A 5934-nucleotide genomic window follows, 5' to 3' on the forward strand; every position below is an offset into this window, starting at 1 on the left:
CAGGGGGGACCCTGTGGGAGAGTAGGACGCCGCCGAACAATCATTGCTGAAGAACCCCCATCCGGATTCCGGATGGGGGTTCTTCGCGTTTCCGGACTAGCCTGACCGGCATGGACGAGACGGACGGGTTCGACGCCCGGTTGCACAGCGCCTGGGAGTGGTGGGATGCCGCCATCGAGGACGCCCAGGAGGGGCGCTGGACCCGTACGACGCTTGAACGCCGGGTCATGGACGACATCGCCGTCGCGACCCCGGCATACGTGGACCCCTCCACCGAACTCCCCTGGCCCGTACGGCTCGGCCGTCTCGCTGCCTGGGCGGAGGTGCTCCGCGTCGCGGCCCGGGCCGGCGGCTGGGAGCTCGTGTCCGTCACCGGTGTGACGCCGCCCCGGCCGGCGGGTATGGCCGAACTGCTCTCTGCCATCCACGCGGTGGGCGAGCAGGGCGAGATCTGGCTGCGGCGGCTCCCCCTCGACGGCCCGCCGACGTCCCGGGCGGTCCGCGGCTTCGAAGCGTTCCTCTTCGGCCCCGGCGCCGCCGACGACCTCCGTCAGTTCTTCTACGACTGAGACCCGTGCCGTGGTCTGCCGCGGTGACGATCGAATGACGATCGAATGCCGGACGGAGCCACCGTTGCCCTTGGCGCCTGCGGCCGGATTTCTCTGTCCTGCTTGACCGTTGACCTCCGACACGTGATCCGGCCGGCATCCGTCGGACGCGTGGCCGGCGGCCGCGCTTGGCGATCGAAGATCATCGAGCGGTAGTCTCCCTCCGCAACACGACGCGAAGGGGAGTTCGATGGCGCGGGTTGCGGTGATCGGTGGGGGTACCAGCGGGCTGGGGACAGCGCTCATGCTCGGTCGACGGGGCCACACGGTCACGTTGTTCGAGCAGGACGCGCGCGAGGCCGGAGACGACCTGAACCAGGACTTCTTCCACTGGAACAGGCCGAGGGTCCCGCAGGCCGTCCAGCCCCACTCGTTCCTCGCGCCGGTGCGTACCGTCCTGCGCGCCGAGGCCCCGGATGTCCACGCGGACCTGCTGGACCGCGGGGCCCACGAGTACCACGACTTCGACTGGTTCGAGGAGCGTCCGCCGCACCGGGCGGGGGACGAGGACCTGGTGACCCTGCGCACCCGGCGCATCGTGCTGGAGGCCGCCCTGGCCGCGGCCGTGCGGCGGGAGCCCACCGTCGAGATGCGGTCGGGCTGCCGGGTGAGTGCCCTCACTTTCGGGGAGGGCGGCCCCGCCCGGGTCACCGGGGTCCGGGTGGGCGCGGAAACGCACCGGGCGGACCTCGTCGTCGATGCCTCCGGACGTCGCTCGCCGGTTCCCGCCTGGTTGGTCGCGGCCGGTTGCCGCCCGCCGGTGGTCGAAAGCCACCGGACCGGGATCGCCTACCTGAGCCGCTGGTACCGCTTGCGCACCGAGGGCCCGCGGGACGCGGGGCGGGTGAAGAACGGCTCGGCCGCAGCGTTCGCGTTCGCCGGTGTCTTCCCTTCCGACAACGACACCTTCGCGGTGAACGTGATGCTCTCCACGGCGGATCCGACCCGCGGCGCGCTCACCGACCCCGCCGTGTTCGAGGCCGTCGCCCGCCGCTTCCCCGCCACCGCCGCCTGGCTCGACCTGGCGGCCGAACCGCAGTCGGCCGTCCTGGCGATGGCCGGCCTGGACAACCGCTGGACCGCCCTCGCCGACGAGGACGGCCCGGTCGTCACCGGCCTGGTCAACGCCGGCGACAGCCTCGTCCACACCAACCCCACCCTGGGCCACGGCGTGGCCCTCGGCCTGCTCGCCGCCCAGTACCTGGCCACCCATGCCGACCGGATCGCCGCGGACCCGACCGACTACCACGCCTGGACGACGCAGGCGCTCCGCCCTTGGTTCGATGCGCAGGTGACGGCCGACCGGGCCAACGAGCAACGGCTCGCCGAGGGTTCGACCCTCCCGGAGCGACGGGCGGCCGCCGTGGCCGCCTGCGCCTTCGACGACCCGGTCGTCATGAGGGCCCGGGCCCAGGTGCGCCATCTGGTGCGGACGGCGGACGAGGCCTACGGCAGCGAGGAGGTGGACCGGCACGTCACCGCCTGGCTGGCTGCCCGACCGGACTTCACGCCGGAGCACGACGGTCCGACCCGGGCCCAGTGGGAGGCGCTCATCCCGGCCTGAGCGCCGGAGCAGGCAGTCGGGCCCGTGCTACTCCTTCGGCGCGAGTGGCGTCAGCGGCGTCAGCGGCACGGTGACCCGGCTCTCCCAAGCCTGCTCCAGCGCGCGGGTGAACGTTTCCGCAGGCTGGGCGCCCGAAACGCCCAGCCTGCGGTCCAGGACGAAGAAGGGCACGCCCGTCGCCCCCATCGCGCTCGCCGTCGTCTCGTCCTCGCGGACCGCGTCCGCGTACGCCTCCGGGTCGGCCAGCACGGCCGCCGCCGCCGCGCCGTCCAGCCCGGCCTCGACGGCCAGCTCGACCAGCCGGCCCTCCTCGAACGCCGAGCGTTCGTCGGCGAAGTTGGCCCGGTAGAGCACGTCCAGCAGTTGGGCCTGCCGACCGTGCTCCTCGGCGAAGTGCAGCAGGCGGTGCATGTCGAAGGAGTTCGCCGCGTCACGCCCCTCGCTCAGGTACGGAAGCCCCTCCGCGCGCGCGTTCTCGGCGATCCGCGCCTCCGCCGCCACGGCCTGCTCCAGGCTCATCCCGTACTTGGCGGCCAGCAGCGGCACGACCGGACGGGCCTCGTGTGGCGCACGCGGGTCCAGCTCGAAGGAGCGGTGGACGACCTCGATCTCCTCGCGGTGCGGGAACGCCTCCAGGGCCCGCTCGAACCGCGCCTTGCCGATGTAGCACCACGGGCAGTTGATGTCGCTCCAGATCTCGACGCGCACGGCGCTGCTCTCCTTCCCTCGCGCAGGCCCTTCCCGCGTCGATCTCGGGCGTCAACGCGGTCCGGAGCCTGAATATTTCAGGACAAGAAATATTCAGGCTCCCGGCGTCACGGTCGAGGCGCCAGCCCGGCCACCAGGTCCCCGGCGGTCAGCCGCTCCAGCTCCTCGGCCGCGGCGTCCACCGGCCCGGGGTACAGCCGGTACAGCGTGCCGGACAGCTGCTCCGGCACCGGCACGTCCCCGTCCACCAGCGCGACGAACGCGTGCCCGCCGTTCGGAAGCCGGGCCGTCCCGGTGCCGTCATCGTCCCGGAGCGCCCGCAGCCGTGCGGCGAACGAACCGAGGTCCTCGCCTTTCCGCCGGCGCCACCGCCGCACGGGGCCGCCGTCGCGTCCGCGCACGTGCACCACGTCGGTGCCGGCCGCCGCCCGGGCGCAGGCGACGTCCCACAGGGTGGCCCGGTTCTCCGGGCCGAAGTGGGCGAGCACGTCGCGGCTGAGCGCGCCGACCTCGGCCTGGTGCCGGTACACGCTGTGGTAGCCGCCGTCGGCGCCGGTGTTGAGGTCCGTCCAGGTGTACCGCCGCTCCGCCAGGTCGACGATCATCGGCACGGACACCTTGGCGTCGCCGACCAGGTCCAGCCGCTGCCGGACCGTCCGCGGGTGGTAGTGCGCCCCGCCGGACGGTGTCGCGCCGAGGTCCATGAAGCCGGCGAAGGCCTCGGTCAACTGCTCGAAGGCGACGTCGTTGTAGCTGAACACGATCACCACGGCGTACCGGGCGCCGCCCGCCGCCAGCCGGGCGACGTCCAGGTCGACGAACTCCGTCGCGCCGTTCGGCGGCGGTGCCGAGACGTAGTCCCCCGAGTGCACGGCGGCCCGGTCGCCGTGCACCAGGTTGGTGAAGTCGCACAGCCCGCTGAACCGCCACTGTCCGTCGTACAGGGCGACCGAGAGGTCGAGGTCCACCCGCAGGTGCTCCGGCTGCATCCAGTGCACGAACAGCCGCAGCCGCTCGCCCTCCGGCAGCCGCTGCCGACTGCCGCGCGGCACGCAGACCAGCGTCTTGGCGGCGGCCCGCTCGGCGAACGGCGCGACCAGGTCGACCAGTCCCTCGTCGAGCAGCGCCAGGTCGTACCGCTCGCCGCCGGCGCTCCGCCGCAGCAGCTCCTGCTCGATCAACGCACAGACGGGAGCGCTGAGTTCGGCGGGCACCACGGTGCCGTGGTCCTCCCGGGCGTGCGCCAGCGAGACGGTTCCCCGGGGGAAGTAGAGCCGTCGCTCGCCTGCCGTACGGGCCCCGCGCAGCCGTCCGTACGCGCCGAGCAGCGGCCCGGGCGCGACCCGTTCGAGCGCGCCCGCGACCGCTTCCAGCAGCTCCGGGGGCAGCGGGGCACCGGGCGCGCGGGTGGCGTGCACCCGCAGCACGTGGTGCAGCCGGCGGACCAGCTCGCCGGGGCGGCCGGCCAGGACGCGGACCGCGCGGACGGCGTCCCCGGCGGCCAGCAGGGACTCGACCCGCCCGGCGAAACCGGTGAACGCCAGCCGGGTGCGTTCCCGGCCCGGCTCCCCGCCGGTGACCACGCGCAGCGGCGCGGGCGGCTCGGCGAACTCTCGGCCGACCTCGTGCGTGCGCAGGTCCGTCTCCCGCAGCAGCACGAACGCGGCCGTCACCGCGGGGAAGTGCCGCCGGTACTCGTACGGGTGCAGCAGCTCGCCCGCGCGCAGCCAGGCCGAACGGTGTCGGCGCAGGTCCTCGGCGAGGGCGACGGGGGAGAGGCCCTCCAGGACCTCCAGCAGGCCGCGGCGCAACGGCCGGGGCAGGTTGCGCAGTCGCAGCCGCCGCGCGGTGGCGGGCAGCAGGTCGGGCTCGGCGCCGGACCACGCCCAGAGCAGCCGCAGCACATCGGTCGCGGTGTCGACCCGCTCGGCCAGGACGGGCAGGGCGTCCGCGCCCCCGCGGCGCAGCAGGGCGGCGAGCACGGTGGCCTTGGTCTCGCGCAGCGGGATCCGCTCGGGCAGGCGCTGCGGCAGGTCCTCCGGTGCGTGGGCCAGCAGCGCGGCGAGGTCGTCCCGGTCCTGCGGGGAGAGCGGGGTGCGGCGGGCCAGCAGCCGGTGGAACTCGGCCATGGCGCCGGTGACCTGGTCCTCGGCGATCAGTCGCAGCGGGCGCAGGGCCTGGCGGCCGCCGAAGTCCTCGGCCGCCCTTCGGCCGACCGTGCTGTCCTCGCCGAGGTAGGTGCCGGCGTCCAGTGACGTGCCGCAGACCGGGCACCGCTCGCCCCGCCCCTCCTCGGCCAGCCCGTCGTGGCAGGGGGCGCAGAGCAGGTGCGCGCACGGCGCGAGTGCGCCGATGCCGACCTGGGAGCCGCGCCGACCGCAGTGAGCGCAGGGCTGGTTGGGCTGGTTGAGCAGGAAGGCCCGGATCTGCCGGGTGTAGAAGACGTGCGCGTGGTCGGGCACGGCGTCCGGGAAGCGGCGGAACAGCGGGACGTGCTCGCGGTCCGCGCCCAGCAGGTGGTCGATCCTGGCGAGCAGCCCGTCGCCGAGTTCGGCGAGCCGGACGGGCGTCAAGCGGGCCAGGGCGGCCCGCAGCCGGCCGGTCAGGACGTAGCCGCGCCGGACCAGATCGGCGTCGAGGGCCACCAGTCCCCGGGCGCTCCACGGGTCGGCGGTGGGCAGCAGCTCGCCGGGGGCCACACAGACGGCGCCGCGCCGGCGGAGAAGGAAGGAACCGAGATCGAGATCGACGTCGACGTCGAAGGGAGCCGCGATGGCTCGGGGCATGCGGAGAGATCCCCCCACGGAGGCGGAAAGAAGAAAGGGGGCGGAGAGGGGGCGCGCTACAGGGTCCGAGGAAGGATGAGAAGGAAGCGCGTCGCGGAGCCGCCGACGTGGTCACCATAGCCGGGTCCTGCCGCGCCGCCCACCGATTATTTTCGGCCGCTCCGGAGTGGGGAGTAGGGCGGGCCGCCATCCCACACCCCCGCACCCCGGCCGCACGGCCGCACCCGCCGCGCACCCCAACCCCACCCACACCAACGCGCCCCCGCCC

4 protein-coding genes are annotated in these 5934 nt (G+C 74.1%); 2 read left to right on the forward strand and 2 right to left on the reverse strand.

Translation table 11 applies throughout. The annotated features are described in order from the left end of the window. Positions 1-110: 110 nt before the first annotated feature. Both ACIRST_RS30315 and ACIRST_RS30320 read left to right on the forward strand, forming a co-directional pair. Positions 111-569, forward strand: coding sequence for a hypothetical protein (locus tag ACIRST_RS30315; protein WP_402805996.1), 459 nt, complete (start codon positions 111-113; stop codon positions 567-569). Positions 570-798: 229 nt separating this feature from the next. Continuing rightward, the gene (locus ACIRST_RS30320) at positions 799-2172 is read left to right on the forward strand and encodes an FAD-dependent oxidoreductase (protein ID WP_402805999.1); all 1374 of its coding nucleotides are present in this window, start codon (positions 799-801) and stop codon (positions 2170-2172) included. A 27-nt stretch (positions 2173-2199) separates the two neighbouring features. Here ACIRST_RS30320 and ACIRST_RS30325 read toward each other — a convergent pair whose 3' ends face one another. Together ACIRST_RS30325 and ACIRST_RS30330 are read right to left on the reverse strand one after the other, a co-directional pair. After that, positions 2200-2880 (reverse strand): DsbA family oxidoreductase, encoded by a 681-nt coding sequence (locus ACIRST_RS30325; protein WP_402806001.1) that lies wholly within the window; start codon positions 2878-2880, stop codon positions 2200-2202. 107 nt (positions 2881-2987) lie between these two features. Next, positions 2988-5666: an MXAN_6230/SCO0854 family RING domain-containing protein gene (locus ACIRST_RS30330; protein WP_402806004.1), complete on the reverse strand. Its 2679-nt coding sequence runs from the start codon at positions 5664-5666 to the stop codon at positions 2988-2990. Between the last annotated feature and the right edge of the window lie 268 nt (positions 5667-5934).

Origin of the sequence: Kitasatospora sp. NPDC101447, from assembly GCF_044767225.1 — a bacterium.
Taxonomy (GTDB): Bacteria; Actinomycetota; Actinomycetes; order Streptomycetales; family Streptomycetaceae; genus Kitasatospora.

Excerpts from the sequence above, each read along its gene's own strand:
- ACIRST_RS30315 (WP_402805996.1), top strand. The coding sequence starts at position 111 with ATGGACGAGACGGACGGGTTCGACGCCCGGTTGCACAGCGCCTGGGAG.
- ACIRST_RS30320 (WP_402805999.1), top strand. The coding sequence starts at position 799 with ATGGCGCGGGTTGCGGTGATCGGTGGGGGTACCAGCGGGCTGGGGACA.
- ACIRST_RS30330 (WP_402806004.1), bottom strand. The coding sequence starts at position 5,666 with ATGCCCCGAGCCATCGCGGCTCCCTTCGACGTCGACGTCGATCTCGAT.